Raw genomic sequence first — 14,880 nt, forward strand, 5'->3', positions numbered from 1 at the left:
CCGGCCCACGTGGCCGGTTTTTTTATGCGCGGGATTCGCCCGAACGAGGATCAGTCGTCGAAATCTTCCCAGCCGCCCATCTGTTTCCAGCGGTTGACGATGCCGCAGAACAGCTCGGCCGTCTTCTCGGTGTCGTAACGCGCAGAGTGCGCTTCACGGCCGTCGAAGTCGATGTCGGCGGCCTGACAGGCCTTGGCCAGCACCGTTTGACCGTACGCCAGGCCAGCCAGCGTCGCGGTGTCGAAGCTGGAGAATGGATGAAACGGGTTGCGCTTCATGTCCAGTCGGGCCACCGCGGCATTCAGGAAGCCAAGGTCGAAGCTACTGTTGTGGCCGACCAGGATCGCCCGTTTGCAGCCGTTGGCTTTCAGCGCCTTGCGAATGCCACGGAAGATGTCGGTCAGTGCGGTCTCTTCGCTGACCGCCATGCGCAGCGGATGATCGAGTTTGATCCCGGTGAATTCCAGCGCCGCTGCTTCGATGTTGGCGCCTTCAAATGGCTCAACGCGGAAGAAATAGGTGTGGTCCGGGTAAACGAAACCCTTTTCATCCATGGCGATGGTGGTCGCGGCAATCTCCAGCAGAGCGTCGGTGGCCGAATTGAAGCCCCCGGTCTCTACGTCAACGACAACCGGCAGGTAACCGCGAAAGCGCGCTGCCATTGGATGACGGGAACCGCCGCCGCCACCTTGACCGTCCAGTTCGTCGTCGAAATGGTCTTCACTCACGCGTGTTCCTCCAGCAGGCGCCAGCGCAGTTTTTCACCGGCGCGCAGCGGGATAACGTTCAGCTCGCCGAATGGCAGGCTGGTCGGGGCGGTCCATTCTTCACGAACCAGGGTGATGTGATCGGTGTTGGTCGGCAGGCCATAGAAGCGCGGGCCGTTGAGGCTGGCGAACGCTTCGAGCTTGTCCAGTGCATTACGCTGTTCGAACGCTTCGGCGTACATCTCGATAGCGGCGTAGGCGGTGTAGCAGCCGGCGCAGCCGCAGGCGGCTTCCTTGGCGTGCTGGGCGTGTGGCGCCGAGTCGGTACCGAGGAAAAACTTCGCGCTGCCACTGGTGGCGGCGTCGAGCAGGGCTTCCTGATGCGTATTACGCTTGAGGATCGGCAGGCAGTAAAAGTGCGGCCGGATTCCGCCCACCAGCATGTGGTTGCGGTTGTACAGCAGGTGATGCGCGGTGATGGTTGCGCCGACGTTGGCCGAAGCCTCGTTGACGAACTGCACGGCGTCGCCGGTGGTGATGTGTTCGAACACCACTTTGAGCGTCGGGAAACGCTCGACCACACGGCGCATGTGCTCATCGATGAAAATCTTTTCGCGGTCGAAGACGTCGACATCACCACGGGTAACTTCACCGTGGATCAGCAGCGGCATGCCGACTTCGGCCATGGCTTCCAGCGCCGGGAAGATCTTGTCGATGCTGGTCACCCCGGAATCGGAGTTGGTGGTGGCGCCGGCCGGGTACAGTTTGGCAGCGTGCACGAAACCGCTGGCCTTGGCCTCACGAATTTCTTCGGGCTGGGTGCGGTCGGTGAGGTACAGCACCATCAGCGGTTCGAAGCGACTGCCGGCCGGGCGGGCAGCGAGAATCCGCTGGCGATAGCCGTCGGCTTCGGCGGCGTTGCGCACCGGTGGTACCAGGTTGGGCATGATGATGGCGCGGCCAAAGGTGCGCGCAACATCGGCAACGGTATTGGTCAACACGGCACCATCGCGAAGATGAATGTGCCAGTCGTCGGGACGCAGCAGGGTCAGGCGGTCGGACATGAGGGGATTCCAGGCGGGTCAAACTGAGGGGAATGCTACCGGAAAAGACTCTTGCAGGCACTCGCTATCAAGTTTTGCAGGAACCTTCCGATATCCCGTAGGTATGCCGTAAACATAGTGTGAATCGGTCTTTGTGTTACAGAAGCCAATGGAGCCTCCCGTGCGCCAGCGATATTTAGCCTTGCTCAGTGTGTTTGCCAGCCTCCCCGCGATGGCGCTGACCTACCAGACTCGTCTGGAGAACATTGAGTGGACGGTCGAGGGCGACAAGTTCGAGTGCCGTCTGACCCAGCCGATCACCGATTTCGGCTCGGGCCAGTTCGTGCGCAAGGCCGGCGAGCAGGCGACTTTTCGCCTGAACGCGTTCAACGCCATGCTCGGCGGTGGTTCGGCGACCTTGCTCGCGGCGGCGGCGCCATGGCAGCCAGGACGCAACGATATCAATCTGGGCAGTGTCAGGATCGGCACCGGCAATGTGCTGTTCAACAGTTCGCAATCTCAGGCCGGTGGCTTGATCAGCGGTTTGCTCGACGGTCGCAGCCCGGTGGTGCGCCGTGCTTCCGGGGATGGCAGGGTGTCTGAAGTGCGCCTGTTGCCCGTCAAGTTCAGCAAGGCTTTCAACGAATACCAGACGTGTGTGGCGAAATTGCTGCCGCAGAATTTCGATCAGGTCAAACAGTCGCAGATAGGCTTCCCTGGCGAAGGCACCGATCTGGATGCCGACGCCAAGGCCAGGCTGCAAGTGATGCTCGAGTACATGAAGGCCGATCCGACGGTCAATCACATCGAACTCGACGGCCATTCCGACAACAGCGGCAACCGGCTGACCAACCGCGAACTGTCGCGTCGCCGCGCACTGGCGGTAGTCGACTTCTTCAAGGCCAACGGCATCGCTGAATCGCAGATCACCGTGCGCTTCCATGGCGAGCAATACCCGCTGGTTCCGAACACCAGCGCGGCCAACCGGGCGAAGAATCGTCGGGTCAGCGTGAAGCTGGCTCGGGTGGCACCGACCACCGCTCCAGCGCCGCAAGCCAGTACGCCTGCCAATGCTGCGGCGACTTCCTGACTCGCCGGTCATCGTCGCGCTCTCGACAGATTCTGTCGCTTTGTCGTCTTAAGCTGTCGCGCCTCTGTAAATTATCGCATTTGAGCGGTAGACTCCTCGGCTTTCCGTAGAACCCCGTGGAGTGATGGCATGGCGGACGTAAACAAGGTCGTTCTGGCGTATTCCGGCGGCCTGGACACTTCGGTGATCCTCAAGTGGCTGCAGGATACTTATAACTGTGAAGTGGTGACCTTCACTGCTGACCTGGGTCAGGGCGAAGAGGTCGAGCCGGCTCGCGCCAAGGCTCAGGCCATGGGCGTCAAAGAAATCTACATCGATGACCTGCGCGAAGAATTCGTGCGCGATTTCGTGTTCCCGATGTTCCGCGCCAACACCGTTTACGAAGGCGAGTACCTGCTGGGTACTTCCATCGCACGTCCGCTGATCGCCAAACGCCTGATCGAAATCGCCAACGAAACCGGCGCCGACGCCATTTCCCATGGCGCTACCGGCAAAGGCAACGACCAGGTGCGTTTCGAACTGGGTGCCTACGCACTCAAGCCAGGCGTGAAAGTGATTGCTCCATGGCGCGAGTGGGACCTGCTGTCCCGCGAGAAGCTGATGGACTACGCCGAGAAGCACGCGATCCCTATCGAGCGTCACGGCAAGAAAAAATCCCCGTACTCGATGGATGCCAACCTGCTGCACATCTCCTATGAAGGTGGCGTGCTGGAAGACACCTGGACCGAGCACGAAGAAGACATGTGGCGCTGGACCGTCTCGCCAGAGAACGCTCCTGACAAGCCGCAGTATCTGGAACTGACCTACCGTAACGGCGACATCGTTGCGCTGGACGGCGTCGAAATGACCCCGGCCACCGTACTGGCGACGCTGAACAAGATCGGTGGTGCTCATGGTATCGGCCGTCTCGACATCGTCGAGAACCGTTACGTCGGCATGAAGTCCCGTGGCTGCTACGAAACCCCGGGCGGCACCATCATGCTGCGCGCTCACCGCGCCATTGAATCGATCACTCTGGACCGTGAAGTCGCTCACCTCAAAGACGAGCTGATGCCGAAATACGCCAGCCTGATCTACACCGGTTACTGGTGGAGCCCGGAGCGTCTGATGCTGCAACAGATGATCGATGCTTCGCAGGTCAACGTGAACGGCGTGGTTCGCCTGAAGCTGTACAAGGGCAACGTGATCGTGACCGGCCGCAAGTCCGACGATTCGCTGTTCGACGCCAACATCGCGACCTTCGAAGAAGACGGTGGCGCTTACAACCAGGCCGACGCGGCGGGCTTTATCAAGCTCAACGCGCTGCGCATGCGTATTGCTGCCAACAAGGGTCGCAAGTTGTTCTGATACCGTCAGGCGCATTAAGAAATGGCGGCTCTGTTTTCGAACAGGCCGCCATTTTTTTTGCGTTGTTTGGTCGATACGGCTTATCGGTTTTCAATCGTTCTGCTCACAGATACAGGTTGGCGTCAGCGTTTTCACAGTATCGTCAGTTCCTGCGAACACACGTTGTAAATAATACAGAGCGTTGTGATCGTGCCTTTCCTTGGCTGTTTGAGTTGCCGGGCCACATGGCGTTTGAGCAACTCGTTCGACGTGTGGCAGGACAGCAACACGATGACCCGTGTCGCTCTCTTATGCGGGGAACCGGTGTTTGCCAGAATGGCGGCAAGATCGCTCTTGAGCGTTGTCTGGCGTGCATCGATAAAACACAAATCACTCTTTGAGGCCGGCAAGTGAATCAGGTGTTGAAGGATGGCATGGGGCAGTGCGTCGGGTTCTGGAGGATCAGGCACGCTATGAGGGCGCCGCATGTCACCACCATGGCCTGGGGCTTGCGGCTGTGTGCGCCGGTAGATTGCACCGCCTTGTGATGCTTTATCCTCGTGATGCGATTTATTGCCGGGATGGCGCTTGTCGAGGCTCCCTTTTCCGGCCTTGAGAAAGTTCTTGTCTTTGCCGAAATCAGAGGGCGCATAAAGGGACCGGTAATTGAAGTTCAGCGTGACAAAAAAAAGAAACAATAGATAAACCGGGAAACTGATCAAAAACCAGACGTAGATTTCACGCTCCTTGTTGGCGAGAAAGGGTAGGGATACCGCCGCAGAGGTTTCGGATATAACCGCAAATATGGCGATGACTGTCATTGGATTAGTGATTTTTCTTTTGAGTTTCAGCATGCTTATAGTTTGCTCATTCTTTCGAGTGAAGGTTTAGTGGGGTGTTTGGTGAAGAATTTTTGTTGTAAGTCTTGTGGGTGTTTATAGCAAGTAAAGTTACTGGTTAGAAGTTTTGTAATGTTCTGACTGTAAATTATGAAGTTGCTATGGGTTTCGTGCCGTGAGTACAGATGGCAACCCTCAAGGCAGGCTGTGGGGCGCAGCTGGATGACTTGGGTGTCGGAAGTGTTTAATCAAGTTGAAGTTTGAGTGGAAGGGGGCTGTTCTTTAAACACTTCGCGGCAAATTTTCTCGGCGAAATGAGAAGGTTGAGAATATTTTTTCAATCGCACAAGCAAACTAGAGGTTTTTTGTAGGATTAATCCTCAATGCTTGTAGGGGATGTCTTTCGCTGCAAGTGCCGGATCGCTCTGATGTGCCACCCAGTAGACGACTACGCTATTGTGCGTGCTCTAAAAATTCGAACAGCGAAACTGGACTTGCCCATGAATAAAGTGCTGATCGTGGATGATCACCCCGTCATTCGTCTTGCTGTGCGTATGCTGATGGAACGTCATGGCTACGAAGTTATTGCCGAAACAGATAACGGTGTGGATGCGTTACAACTTGCACGCGACCAGATGCCGGATATCGTCATTCTGGATATTGGAATCCCGAAACTGGATGGTCTGGAAGTTATTGCACGCTTGAACGCGACAGCCATGCCCTTGAAAGTTCTGGTACTGACTTCGCAGGCGCCTGGGCACTTTTCGATGCGCTGCATGCAGTCGGGTGCGGCGGGGGATGTCTGTAAACAACAGGATCTGACAGAGTTGCTCAGTGCGATCAAAGCTGTGCTGTCCGGTTACAGCTATTTTCCGAACCAGGCCCTGCATACCGTGCGTACCAGCCTGGGGAATGCCAGTGAGTCCGATATGGTGGACCGTCTTTCGGGGCGCGAAATGATGGTGTTGCAGCAATTGGCACGTGGCAAGACCAACAAGGAAATTGCCGATGGCATGTTTCTCAGCAACAAGACCGTCAGTACCTACAAGACTCGTCTGTTATTGAAGCTCAACGCCCGGTCGCTGGTGGACCTGATCGAGCTGGCACAACGCAACGGGCTTGTCTGATGGTCCGGACTGCCGAAGGATCATGGGATGCCCGGTGGCAGGTTCTTCAGACAGTAAAAAGCCTCCGGTTCGGGAGGCTTTCAAGTGTCAGAGATCAAAATCGTAATCGGCCAATTGCTTTTGCAGTCGGCGCTCCTCAAGCAGGTTATCGATGGTGCGGCGTTTGCTCAGGTTGGTCTTGGCGACTTCGACCACCGGTTCGGCGTCGTCGGTTTCTGCAGCGGTGAAATCCTCATCTACATCCAGTTGTTCTTTGCTGTCAGTCATAAGGTGAACTCCAGGCTAAGACTGCCTTTGGCGCTCCTTATATCGATATTCCTGCTGCGGGTAAAAAAGATTTTTTCAATCGACGAATCAATAATTCCAATAGCCACTCAATCGTCCGAGGTTTTGTGTTTGTACTCACACAAATCTTCGATCCGGCAGCTGCCACAGCGCGGCTTGCGGGCGAGGCACACGTAGCGACCGTGCAGAATCAACCAGTGGTGAGAATCCAGCAGGTAGTCTTTAGGAACAAACTTCATCAACTTCTTTTCCACCTCGACCACATTTTTACCAGGGGCGATGCCGGTGCGGTTGCTCACGCGAAAAATGTGCGTGTCGACCGCCATGGTCAACTGGCGAAACGCGGTGTTGAGCACCACGTTGGCGGTCTTGCGGCCCACACCGGGCAGGGCTTCCAGCTCTTCACGGGTTTGCGGGATCTCACCATTGTGCAACTCGACCAGCATGCGGCAGGTCTCGATCACGTTCTTGGCTTTGCTGTTGTAGAGGCCGATGGTCTTGATGTATTCGGACAGCCCTTCGACGCCCAGCGCATGGATCGCTGCCGGGGTATTGGCAACCGGGAACAGTTTGGCCGTGGCCTTGTTGACGCCCACGTCAGTCGACTGCGCCGACAGAATCACCGCTATCAGCAATTCGAAGGGCGAGGAGTAGGCCAGTTCGGTTTTCGGCTCGGGATTGTCTTCATGCAGTCGACGAAAAATCTCAAGGCGTTTTGCGGCATTCATGGGTGATGTGTTTCCTTGGAGAGAGCGTTCGAGCGAGTCCATGCCTGGCGGGCAGCCAGCAGCAGTCCCAGTAATATGAGCGCGCCGGGAACCAGTGTGACCAGGTGCAGCCCTTCGTTGAACAGGATCAGACCTTGCCAGTGCTCTGACAGACCACGACCGAGATGGCCCTGACCGAACAGCTCACGCAAAACCGCCAGCATCAGTAGCAGTCCACTCGACAGGCCAAAAAACTTCAGGCGTTCGGTTAGCGCCTGACGAAAGAATCCATTGTATTCCAGCACCACGCACTGCAAGGCGATCAGCCCGGCATAGAGGCCGAGTGTCTGGTGCCACTGCAACGCCCAGCGCTGCGCGAGGATATTCGCGCAACTGGTCAGGGTGGCGGCCAGCAGCAAGCTGGCCAGCAACGCAGCGCTGTCGTGCAGTCTTGAACGCAGTGGAGCGATACACACCGCGTAAACCGTCACGACAACGCTCGACATCAACAGCATCCCCAGCGCGCCGGCCAGTGTGGTGCTGGTGCCCAACAACAGCGCCAGCATCAAGGCGTTGCCCGGATTCGTCGGCCGCTTCATGGTGCGATCCCCAGCAAGGTTGACCGGTGCTCATCAAAGTAGCGCAGGGCGTCATGGATGGCATCGACGGTGGCACGGGAAGTGATGGTTGCGCCCGCCAACTGGTCGAACTGTCCCTGATCCTTTTTCAATGCCCAGCCCGCATCATCGGGTGCACTGCCAGATTTTCCGGAAAAACCTGCCAGCCAGTTGTTCGGCCAGTCGCCGACGTGCCCGCCGAGCGCCGGCGTTTCGTTTTGCCGCAGGGTTTTAACGCCCAGCAGTCTGCCATTGGTATCAATGGCGATCAGCAATTCGATAGCGCCGGCATACCCCTCGGTCTGCGTGCGCAACAACACCGCCACCGGTTGCCCGGCTTTGCTGGCGCGGTAAGCACCCAGCAGCGTGCTGCGGCGCAACGTCGTGTCAACCAACGCCAGCGGTTGCTCCAGGGGCTGATTGTCGTAAGCGTCGGCGGTGAGTACATCCAGCAGTTTGCGACTGTCGAGCAGGTGTTGCTCGATGGCAATCTGCGGCGCACTGGCGCGTTGCACCCCATAGACCAGGCCGAGACCGGCAGCGGCTATCAGCGCCAGCGTGATGACCGAGGTCGCGCGGTTCATGGGGTCACCCGTGCCTGGCGGGCAGCGGCGAAGCGTTCCAGCGCCGGCACACAGAGATTCATCAGCAACACGGCAAACGCAACGCCGTCCGGGTAGCCGCCCCATGTGCGGATCAGGTAGGTCAGCAAGCCGACACCGACGCCGAACAGCAGTCGGGCCAACGGGCTTTTTGCGCCGGACACCGGTTCGGTAATGATGAAGAACGCGCCGAGCATGGTCGCGCCACTCAGCAGATGAAACAGCGGCGAGCCATGGGAGTCGGAACCCGAGCCGTTCCAAAAGAGCAGGCTGACGACAAACAGGCTGACCAACATGCCGACGGGTGCTTGCCAGCCAATCACCCGGCGTTGCAACAGCAACAGCCCCCCGGCGAGAAACGCCAGATTGGCCCACTCAACGCCGCGTCCGCCGAAATGCCCGAACGCCGGGCTGGCGGCGAACAGCTCATCCATCGTCAGGCTTTTGTTGATGCGCAGGCTGTCCAGCGCCGTGGCCTGGACCCAGGCGTCCGGCGCCTGACCCGGGTTGAAAACCTGTTCAAACGCTGCCAGCAGATTCATGCCGTGCGCGGGCCAGTGCGTCATCGGTTGCGGGAACAGCACCATCACCAGCGCAAAGCCGAGCATGGCCGGATTGAACGGATTCTTGCCGATGCCACCGTACAGGTGTTTGCCGAACAGCAGGCCCGAAGCGATCGCGATAACGGTCAACCACCACGGGCAATAAGGCGGCAGGGCCGCCGCCAACAGGGTGGCGCTGACCAGTGCGCTGCCGTCGCTCAGCGTCGGTTGCAGCGGCTGTCGGCGCAGGCGGGTGACGCCTGCCTCGACGAGTAGCGCGGTGCTCGCCGCCAGAAGCAGATTGATCAACACGCCCCAGCCGTACAGCCAGAACAACGCCAGCAGCCCCGGCAGCGTGGCGAGCAGCACCTGTTTCATCGCCTGTTGCAGGCGATCATCCGGTGAGTCACGGGGCGACATGGTCGTGTACCTGACGCTCGGCGTCGTGCAGACGGGCGCGGGCCTTGTCGAGGACTTCGCTCGGTGTGTCGGCGCGGTGTTCGAGTTTGCTCAGGTCGGCGCGGGCGTAGGCCAGTTCGGTTTTCAACTGGCGCAGTTGGCTGTCGATCGGACGTTTTTCCACGCGCATGAGGTCAGGCGCCGGCTGCTCACTGGCGGCTTCGGCAGCGTGAAGCGCCTGCTCGGCGTCACGCAAGGCCTGTTCCAGCGTGGCGATCTGCTCCGGCGGCGCCTCGGCGGTCTGGGCCTTTTTCAGTTCGGCGCGGCGCATGGCCAGCTGGATTTTTGCTCGTTTCAGGTCCGCGTCTTTCGCCGGGGGCGGGGTCGCAGTTGCTGGTGCGCTGGTGGCGCTGCCTTCGAGTTTTGCCAACGCCTGTTCGGCAGCTTCGAACTGCTGTTGCAATACAATCAGTTGCGACTGCTGTTCGAACGTCGGTGGATGGCCGAAGGCTTTCAGCGATTTGTGCAACTGCGCGCGGCTCATGGCGACATCAATCCTGGCTTTTTTCAGCGCCGCGTCGGCGGTCGCGGCTTTCTGCGCGCGCACGCGTTCCAGGGCCGCCTGCACCGGATCGAGGGTTGCCACAGCCGGTTGCGCTGCACGTTGCGCCCGGGCTTCGCGCTCAGCCTGTTTCTGTTGTTCTTCGCGTTGCAGGCGGGCGTTGCGTCGTTCGAAGCGCTGGCGAGCATGGTCACGTTTGGCGGTGCGCGCGCGTTGCTCTTCCAGGCTGGACGCCAGACCGCCGACCACCGGCAAGGTGCCGAGCGGCAGCGGATGCATCTCGATGCAATCGACCGGGCAGGGCGCCACGCACAGGTCGCAACCGGTACATTCGTCGATCAGCACGGTGTGCATCAGTTTCGCGGCGCCGACGATGGCATCGATCGGGCAGGCCTGAATGCACTTGGTGCAGCCGATGCACTCGGCTTCGCGGATGTAGGCTACTTGTGGCGGTGCCGAACCCCGGCTGATGTCCAGCTCCAGCACCGGCACATTCAACAGCTCAGCCAGGGCGGCAATGGTTTCGTCGCCGCCCGGTGGGCATTTGTTGATCGGTTCGCCGTCGACGATGCCTTGCGCATAGGGCTTGCAGCCGGGGTGACCGCATTTGCCGCATTGGGTCTGCGGCAGGAGGGCATCGATGAGTTGAATCAGACTCATGTTTTGATCAGTCCACTGAATCCGAGAAAAATCACTGCGATCAGTCCGGCGCCGATCAGATCGATCGGCAGGCCGCGAAAGGGCAGGGGAATGTCGTTGTCGGCCGTGCGCTCACGCAAATCGCGGAACAGGCTCAGCACCAGCCAGAAACCCAGCCCGGCGCCGATGCTCAGCGCCGTTGCCTGCAACAAGCCTCGATCATTTTGCGCATTGATCAAGGCCAGGCCCAGCACGCCGGCATTGCCCAGCAACAGCGGCCACAGTCCGTCGAAGGGCCAGTCAGGCAGCCAGCGCGCCAGCAGTTTCAGCATCGGCGCGATCAGCAACACGCTGAGCGGCAGGAACACAAACAGGTGCAGTGCCTGCAGTTGCAACGGCACCAGCAGCCAATGCCAGATCGCGTGACCGGTAACGCCCGTCACCAGCATCAGGCACGATGTCGCCAGCCCCAACGCATGCACCTGGCGGCGGCTGCCGGCCAACAACGGATCGACGCCCAGCGGCCAGTGCAACACGAAGTTGTTGAGCAGGGCGGCACTGATCAGCGTAAGCGCAAGTTCGGTCATGGTTCTGCCAGCGAAACGGGCGAGTGTCTCTTAAGGTTAGGCATTATCCGGCCAGATATGAAAAATCCCACAGGCCTGCGGAACATGCCTGTGGGATCGTTTTACCGCTGGGCCTTACTTGATGCGTTGACCCGGCTTGGCGCCGCTGTCCGGGCTCAGCAGGTAGATTTCTTCACCGCCGGGACCGGCGGCCATCACCATGCCTTCGGAGATGCCGAACTTCATTTTTCGTGGCTTGAGGTTGGCGATCATCATGGTCAGGCGACCGTCGAGCTTGGACGGGTCCGGGTAAGCGCTCTTGATCCCGGAGAACACGTTGCGTTGCTCGTCACCGATGTCCAGCGTCAGGCGCAGCAGCTTGTCGGCGCCTTCCACGTGCTCGGCCTTGACGATCAGGGCGACGCGCAGGTCGATGGCGGCAAAAGCGTCGAAGTCGATTTCCGGCGACAGCGGATCCTTGGCCAGTTCGCCGTTGCCCGCAGGTGCGGCAGCGCCGGTGTCGGTCTGGCTGGCGGTCAGGTCTTCTTTCGAGGCGTCGCTCATGGCTTGTACTTTTACCGGGTCGATGCGGGTCATCAACGGCTTGAATTCGTTCAACTGGTGGTTGGCCAGCAGCGTGGTGTGGTCGTTCCAGGTCAGCGGGGCGACGTTGAGGAACGCCTCCGCATCGGCGGCCAGCAGCGGCAGCACCGGTTTGAGGAAGATCACCAGTTGGCGGAACAGGTTGATGGCGGTGGCACAGATCGCCTGGACTTCATCCTGTTTGCCTTCCTGCTTGTTCAACGACCATGGGGCCTTGTCGGCGATCCACGCGTTGGCGCGGTCGGCCAGGGCCATGGTTTCACGCATGGCGCGGGCAAAGTCGCGGGCTTCATAGGCGTCGGCAATGCCTGGCGCAGCCGCGAGGAAAGCCTCGGTCAACTCTGGCGCGGCATTGTTGTCGACCAGCAGGCCGCCGTTACCTTTCTGGATGAAACCGGCGCAACGGCTGGCGATGTTGACCACTTTGCCGACCAGGTCGGAGTTGACCTTCTGCACGAAGTCTTCGAGGTTCAGGTCGAGGTCATCGACGCCACGGCCCAGTTTGGCCGCGTAGTAGTAGCGCAGGTATTCCGGCGACAGGTGATCCAGGTAAGTACGGGCCTTGATGAAAGTACCGCGGGACTTGGACATCTTCTGGCCGTTGACCGTCAGGTAGCCGTGCACGTTGATCCCGGTAGGCTTGCGGAAGCCGGCGCCTTCGAGCATGGCTGGCCAGAACAGGGCGTGGAAGTTGACGATGTCCTTGCCGATGAAGTGGTACAGCTCGGCGGTGGAGTCCTTGCCCCAGAACGCGTCGAAGTCCAGCTCCGGCGTGCGGTTGCACAGGTTCTTGAAGCTCGCCATGTAGCCGATCGGCGCGTCCAGCCACACGTAGAAATACTTGCCCGGCTCGTCCGGGATCTCGAAACCGAAGTACGGCGCATCGCGGGAGATGTCCCACTGCTGCAGGCCGGCATCCAGCCACTCGGCGATCTTGTTGGCAACGGCGTCCTGCAGGGTGCCGCTGCGGGTCCAGGTCTGCAGCATCTGCTGGAAGTCCGGGAGCTTGAAGAAGAAGTGCTGGGAATCCTTGAGCACCGGGGTGGCGCCGGAGATGGCCGACTTCGGATCCTTCAGATCGGTCGGGGCGTAGGTCGCGCCGCATTTTTCGCAGTTGTCGCCGTACTGGTCTTCGGTGCCGCATTTCGGGCAGGTGCCCTTGATGAAGCGGTCGGCCAGGAACATTTTCTTTTCCGGGTCGAAATACTGGGTGATCGAGCGCTGGGCGATGTGCCCGGCGTCACGCAGCTTGAGGTAGATCTGACTCGACAGCTCACGGTTTTCTTCAGCGTGAGTGGAGTGGAAGTTGTCGAAATCAACGAGGAACTCGGCAAAGTCGGCGCTGTGTTCAGCCTGCACGTTGGCGATCAGTTGTTCCGGGGTGATGCCTTCTTTTTCCGCGCGCAGCATGATCGCCGAACCGTGGGCGTCGTCGGCGCAGACATAGATGCACTGGTTGCCGCGATGCTTCTGGAAGCGCACCCACATATCGGTCTGGATGTATTCCAGCATATGGCCAAGGTGAATCGAACCGTTGGCGTAGGGCAGGGCGCTGGTGACGAGGATCTTGCGTGGTTCGGACATGTGGGGCTTCGCTACTTGATGAAACGGAGGTCGGCCACTATAAAGCGCCGGCGCATATTTTTCACCCCTGTGCCGCTGCCTACTTTGAGAGCATTTGTGGCGAGGGGATTCATCCCCGATGGGTGGCGAAGCCGCCCCCAAACCAGATATCAGGGCCTATCAGACACACCGCGGGTGATGGTTTTGCGACTGCTTCGCAGCTGATCGGGGATAAATCCCCTCGCCACAGGGGTTAACGGGCTCAAGTAATCAGTTCGCCACAAATCTGCGTCCAGCGTACGATACCCGCCATCTTTTCCCAGTCTTGTTATCGGAGTTGCCCATGAGCGCCGTCACTCGCGCAGCGGTGGAAGCCGTCCTCAGCCAATACACCGACCCTTACCTGAACCAGGACCCGGTCAGCGCCGGATGCGTGAAGAACATCGAGATCGATGGCGACCGCGTCAAGGTTCAGCTGGAAATCGGCTACGCCGCCGGTCTGTTCAAGAGCGGCTGGGCGCAATTGCTGCAACTGGCCATCGAGAATATCGATGGCGTGGTCATTGCCAAGGTCGAGGTCAATAGCGTGATCGCCGCGCACAAGGCCCAGGCGCAGATTCCGGGGCTGGCCAACGTCAAGAACGTGGTCGCCGTGGCGTCCGGCAAGGGTGGTGTGGGCAAGTCGACCACCGCCGCCAACCTCGCGCTGGCCCTGGCCCGCGAAGGCGCCAAGGTGGGGATTCTCGATGCCGATATCTATGGCCCGAGCCAGGGCATCATGTTCGGCATCCCCGAGCGCACCCGTCCTGAGGTCAAGGACCAGAAGTGGTTCGTGCCGCTCAAGGCCCACGGTGTCGAAGTCATGTCGATGGCGTTCCTGACCGACGACAACACGCCGATGGTCTGGCGTGGGCCGATGGTCTCCGGCGCGTTGCTGCAACTGGTCACGCAAACCGCGTGGGGCGATCTGGACTATCTGGTGATCGACATGCCGCCAGGCACCGGCGACATCCAACTGACCCTGGCGCAGAAAGTCCCGGTGGCCGGCGCCGTGATCGTCACCACCCCGCAGGATCTGGCGTTGCTGGACGCACGCAAAGGCGTGGAAATGTTCCGCAAGGTCAACATTCCGGTGCTGGGCGTGGTGGAAAACATGGCGGTGCACATCTGCTCGAACTGCGGTCATGCCGAGCATCTGTTCGGTGAGGGCGGTGGTGAGAAGCTGGCGACTCAGTACGGCGTCGAACTGCTGGCCTCGCTGCCGCTGTCGATGCTGATCCGCGAACAGGCCGATGGCGGCAAGCCGACGGTGATCGCCGAGCCGGACAGCCAGATCGCCATGGTCTACCAGGAACTGGCCCGCCATGTCGGCGCGCGGATTGTGTTGCAGGAAGCGGCGACGCCGGCGATGCCGAATATCACCATCAGCGACGATTGATTAGCTGACTGAATGCAATCCATTGTGGGAGCGGGCTTGCTCGCGAATGCGGTGCGTCATTCAACCCATCAGTTGTCTGATCCGCCGCCTTCGCGAGCAAGCCCGCTCCCACAGTGGTTTTGTGGTGACGCTGCTAGATGCGCAACCCGCCATCCATCTCCAGAATCCGCCCGGTGTAGTGATTGATCACCATCAGCGACGATTGATTAGCTGACTGAATGCAAT

Annotated in this window: 15 protein-coding genes; 4 read left to right on the forward strand and 11 right to left on the reverse strand. The window is 59.7% G+C overall.

Annotation, left to right across the window (positions count from 1 at the left end):
- Positions 1-50: 50 nt before the first annotated feature.
- Positions 51-728 (reverse strand): ribonuclease T, encoded by a 678-nt coding sequence (gene rnt / locus PseAD21_RS06310; protein ID WP_007963973.1) that lies wholly within the window; start codon positions 726-728, stop codon positions 51-53.
- Positions 725-1,771, reverse strand: coding sequence for a dihydroorotase (pyrC, locus tag PseAD21_RS06315; RefSeq protein ID WP_102354946.1), 1,047 nt, complete (start codon positions 1,769-1,771; stop codon positions 725-727). Before pyrC ends, rnt begins: the two co-directional genes overlap by 4 nt.
- A gap of 160 nt (positions 1,772-1,931) precedes the next feature.
- Here pyrC and PseAD21_RS06320 point away from each other — a divergent pair, with 160 nt between their 5' ends.
- Positions 1,932-2,840 carry an OmpA family protein gene (locus tag PseAD21_RS06320; protein ID WP_102354947.1) on the forward strand — a complete coding sequence of 303 codons (909 nt, stop codon included), beginning with the start codon at positions 1,932-1,934 and terminating at the stop codon, positions 2,838-2,840.
- Between the two features lie 129 nt (positions 2,841-2,969).
- Positions 2,970-4,187 (forward strand): argininosuccinate synthase, encoded by a 1,218-nt coding sequence (locus PseAD21_RS06325; RefSeq protein WP_102354948.1) that lies wholly within the window; start codon positions 2,970-2,972, stop codon positions 4,185-4,187.
- Between the two features lie 131 nt (positions 4,188-4,318).
- Here the strand turns inward: PseAD21_RS06325 and PseAD21_RS06330 are convergent, their stop codons facing one another.
- Positions 4,319-5,020 (reverse strand): hypothetical protein, encoded by a 702-nt coding sequence (locus PseAD21_RS06330; protein ID WP_102354949.1) that lies wholly within the window; start codon positions 5,018-5,020, stop codon positions 4,319-4,321.
- 485 nt (positions 5,021-5,505) lie between these two features.
- Here PseAD21_RS06330 and PseAD21_RS06335 point away from each other — a divergent pair, with 485 nt between their 5' ends.
- Entirely contained in the window at positions 5,506-6,132 is a 627-nt protein-coding gene (locus tag PseAD21_RS06335; RefSeq protein ID WP_102354950.1) for a response regulator transcription factor, read from the forward strand.
- Between the two features lie 87 nt (positions 6,133-6,219).
- Here the strand turns inward: PseAD21_RS06335 and PseAD21_RS06340 are convergent, their stop codons facing one another.
- The 8 genes from PseAD21_RS06340 to metG form a co-directional block, all read right to left on the reverse strand.
- Positions 6,220-6,399 (reverse strand): PA3496 family putative envelope integrity protein, encoded by a 180-nt coding sequence (locus PseAD21_RS06340; protein WP_102354951.1) that lies wholly within the window; start codon positions 6,397-6,399, stop codon positions 6,220-6,222.
- Positions 6,400-6,506: 107 nt separating this feature from the next.
- On the reverse strand, positions 6,507-7,145 hold the full coding sequence (gene nth, locus PseAD21_RS06345; RefSeq protein ID WP_102354952.1) for an endonuclease III: 639 nt from the start codon (positions 7,143-7,145) through the stop codon (positions 6,507-6,509).
- Positions 7,142-7,723 carry an Rnf-Nqr domain containing protein gene (locus PseAD21_RS06350; protein WP_102354953.1) on the reverse strand — a complete coding sequence of 194 codons (582 nt, stop codon included), beginning with the start codon at positions 7,721-7,723 and terminating at the stop codon, positions 7,142-7,144. The genes nth and PseAD21_RS06350 overlap by 4 nt, the downstream gene beginning before the upstream one ends.
- Positions 7,720-8,325: an RnfABCDGE type electron transport complex subunit G gene (locus PseAD21_RS06355; RefSeq protein WP_102354954.1), complete on the reverse strand. Its 606-nt coding sequence runs from the start codon at positions 8,323-8,325 to the stop codon at positions 7,720-7,722. Before PseAD21_RS06355 ends, PseAD21_RS06350 begins: the two co-directional genes overlap by 4 nt.
- Entirely contained in the window at positions 8,322-9,305 is a 984-nt protein-coding gene (locus PseAD21_RS06360) for an RnfABCDGE type electron transport complex subunit D (protein ID WP_102354955.1), read from the reverse strand. The genes PseAD21_RS06355 and PseAD21_RS06360 overlap by 4 nt, the downstream gene beginning before the upstream one ends.
- The gene (gene rsxB, locus PseAD21_RS06365; RefSeq protein ID WP_102354956.1) at positions 9,292-10,506 is read right to left on the reverse strand and encodes an electron transport complex subunit RsxB; all 1,215 of its coding nucleotides are present in this window, start codon (positions 10,504-10,506) and stop codon (positions 9,292-9,294) included. The genes PseAD21_RS06360 and rsxB overlap by 14 nt, the downstream gene beginning before the upstream one ends.
- Positions 10,503-11,072, reverse strand: coding sequence for an electron transport complex protein RnfA (locus PseAD21_RS06370; protein ID WP_102354957.1), 570 nt, complete (start codon positions 11,070-11,072; stop codon positions 10,503-10,505). The genes rsxB and PseAD21_RS06370 overlap by 4 nt, the downstream gene beginning before the upstream one ends.
- A gap of 114 nt (positions 11,073-11,186) precedes the next feature.
- The gene (metG, locus tag PseAD21_RS06375) at positions 11,187-13,238 is read right to left on the reverse strand and encodes a methionine--tRNA ligase (protein WP_102354958.1); all 2,052 of its coding nucleotides are present in this window, start codon (positions 13,236-13,238) and stop codon (positions 11,187-11,189) included.
- A 322-nt stretch (positions 13,239-13,560) separates the two neighbouring features.
- Between metG and apbC the strand changes: the two genes are divergently transcribed.
- Positions 13,561-14,655 carry an iron-sulfur cluster carrier protein ApbC gene (gene apbC / locus PseAD21_RS06380; protein WP_102354959.1) on the forward strand — a complete coding sequence of 365 codons (1,095 nt, stop codon included), beginning with the start codon at positions 13,561-13,563 and terminating at the stop codon, positions 14,653-14,655.
- The last annotated feature ends 225 nt before the right edge of the window (positions 14,656-14,880 follow it).

This window comes from Pseudomonas sp. AD21, from assembly GCF_002878485.1.
Classification (GTDB): domain Bacteria; phylum Pseudomonadota; class Gammaproteobacteria; order Pseudomonadales; family Pseudomonadaceae; genus Aquipseudomonas.